This window comes from Mesotoga infera, from assembly GCA_011045915.1.
Lineage (GTDB): Bacteria > Thermotogota > Thermotogae > Petrotogales > Kosmotogaceae > Mesotoga > Mesotoga infera_D.
In genome coordinates this window covers 1-2,516 of the sequence record DSBT01000272.1, presented here as the reverse complement: position 1 = coordinate 2,516, position 2,516 = coordinate 1, and the positions used below count along the sequence as shown (strand labels likewise).

Below are 2,516 nucleotides of genomic sequence, written 5' to 3'. Positions count from 1 at the left end.
CGAGAGACTCGACTCGGAGAATGCGCCCGGTGCACTTATTATTGCACCTGGAGCCATGGTCGAGGGAGATCTGTATACCGTCTGCGGTGTTGAGGAAATCGATGTCGGTCAGGAGATCTCCAGAATCGAGGATCTAATATCAATAGCCAAGAAGCGAGGAGTTCCTGTTGTAGCAATACATATTGAAGGAGGCTTCACTTCGCCAGATAACGATCCAAGACATTCCTTCGACTTGCTTATGCCTAAAGCCGACTACATAATCCTTGTGTCACCGGAAGGGCCAAGTGAATATTTCACCGTGCTCTCTGAGGAAACCGGGATACAGCTGCTAGTTGTGGACAAGGCGGAGAGAATCGTCGATGCTCTTGATCAGTTATTCTCAATGGGTGGATCTTGATTAAGGTTTGAAGAATTGTATTTTTGATTGAGTGCGGAACCTCTTTGATGAGCGCTGGATTGAGTTAGCGTTTTGAAAGGCAATATCTTTGTGAAGGACAAACTCTTTATTCTCAGGCCAGAATTGAAGATTCTGTGGTGTTGGAATATTGGAGCAATTCGAATCACACTTACTGTTTACTTGTTTTGTACTAAGGTCTTTCAACTCGCTGAAAGATCATCTTTCAAAATTAGTCTTTGAGCACTATGCGTTCTTCTTGAGTCGCCGCAGCTAATTGCTCTCCTTTTTGTCAGTGATAGGATTGATGTGTGGGATAAAGCAATACTATCCCGGAAAGGATGGTTTTCAATGGATTCTGAAAAGTTTACTGAGCACGAATGGCACAAAAAGCAGGCGATAGAGAACTTCAACCTTACATGGGACCTCATAGACAAGAAAGACAGAACTGCAGAAGATGACCTTCTTATGATACACACCGCTCACGCATCGCGCTTTCACTGGGGTGTGGTGGGTACCCCGATTGAATTTGCGAGGGGTGAGTGGCAAGTGTCCAGAGTTTACTCTTTGCTAAACATGTCAGAGTCGTCTTTATACCACGGAGAGCTTTCACTCAAATATTGCACCGAAAATGCGATAAGTGGTTTCGATCTTGCCTTTGGCTATGAAGCCGTTGCGAGAGCTCACATGGTTGCGGGAGAACACGACCTTATGAAGGAAAACTTACAGCTTGCGAGAGAAGCGGCCAACCTTATTACCGATGAACAGGACAAAAACTACTTTCTTTCGGAGCTGGAAAGCGTCTCTCTCTAACAGAAATTGAAAGCCGGCTGACAGAAAATGATTTCGGACCAAACGCAGCGGAAAGATAAATAAGAAGGGCCCCTTTCTCGGGGCCCTTTACTCAGAAAGCAAGCTAATTGACTTCCTGCAGAGCTGCCTCTTCCAGATATTCAGAGAGTTCCACCAAATCTACTTCGTAGACTCCCCATCCTGCCTCATCAACTTCTAATAACTCTATTCCGCGGATTGCATTCCTCTCAACGTATCCCTGACCGTCTGGAGAAGATCGATAGAGAAGAGGGCCGGCGGTCTCGACGGGAAGAATCTTCCAGTTGTTTGTGGGGGCAGGATCCACTTCACCTATATATTGTATGTACTTTATTATTGCCTCACGGTTTATCTCCGTTGTGGCAAGTATAACGTTATCGGCCACATGTGGGAAGTTTCCTCCACCGCTTCCTCTGTAGTTATTGGTGACAACAATAAACTCCATGCTCGCATCGAGCGGGTTCCCTTCGAAAACGGCAGAGACCAGCCGTTGACCCACGGGTTTAGTAATATCATAAACGTATTCTATTCCCTCAATCACATCGAAGTTATATTCCCTGAAGTCGTAGTTGACAATATGTTGCGGCTCTGCAGACGACGGGTCGATCTGATTGAAGTTACTTGCGGCCGCCTCGAGCCAGTCTTTTATCTGTTCACCATTGAGTTTTGCCACATAGACGGTATTTGGATATATGTAGATATCGGTGATGGATCCGATAGAAATATCGCCCTGTACATGCGTGAAATAAGATGGTCCCTGTCTGCCGGCAATGAATGGAGCAGCAGCGCTGAGAATTGGGAGCCACTCGTATTCGGAACCGGCAAATTCACGCTCCGCCCACCATATTTGAGCTTCGTTTATGATCTGAGTGACAGGATTGTCCATTATTCTTGAGAAGTAAGACGTTATCTCAGTATCGGTCCAGCCGATGGGAGTTCTTACATATTCAATCGTCGCTTCGTGCTTCGGCCCAACGAGTTCAGCCAGAAGAGGATGAGTTTCGACATCGGCGTCTACGGGAACAAGAGCTGCCGAACCATCTAACACTTCCCACTCTCCCGTATTCCAGTCATAGGCGAGGTCGAGACTTATTACACCTAAGTGTGAACCCCATGAGCCCGGAAGTACAGTAGGAACACCGAAAATCAGTCCCTTGTCGTTATCGATGCCTTCAATATCTGCGAAATCCCCAGGGAAATGGGAATGCTGATGACCGAGAATCATAGCATCGATCCCTTCGATCTGAGCAAGATAATAAGCAGCGTTTTCCTGAGCGTCATAGCTTGTTAT

3 protein-coding genes are annotated in these 2,516 nt (G+C 46.4%); 2 read left to right on the top strand and 1 reads right to left on the bottom strand.

Annotation, left to right across the window (positions count from 1 at the left end; genetic code table 11):
- Together ENN47_09120 and ENN47_09115 are read left to right on the top strand one after the other, a co-directional pair.
- On the top strand, positions 1-397 hold a 397-nt coding region (locus ENN47_09120), incomplete at its 5' end, for a transcriptional regulator, RpiR family protein (protein ID HDP78324.1).
- 348 nt (positions 398-745) lie between these two features.
- Positions 746-1,207, top strand: a complete 462-nt coding sequence (locus ENN47_09115) for a hypothetical protein (protein ID HDP78323.1) — start codon at positions 746-748, stop codon at positions 1,205-1,207.
- Positions 1,208-1,310: 103 nt separating this feature from the next.
- Here the strand turns inward: ENN47_09115 and ENN47_09110 are convergent.
- Positions 1,311-2,516, bottom strand: a 1,206-nt coding sequence (locus ENN47_09110) for a bifunctional 2',3'-cyclic-nucleotide 2'-phosphodiesterase/3'-nucleotidase (protein ID HDP78322.1), incomplete at its 5' end; no start/stop codon positions are given.

Excerpts from the sequence above, each read along its gene's own strand:
- ENN47_09115 (HDP78323.1), top strand. The coding sequence starts at position 746 with ATGGATTCTGAAAAGTTTACTGAGCACGAATGGCACAAAAAGCAGGCG.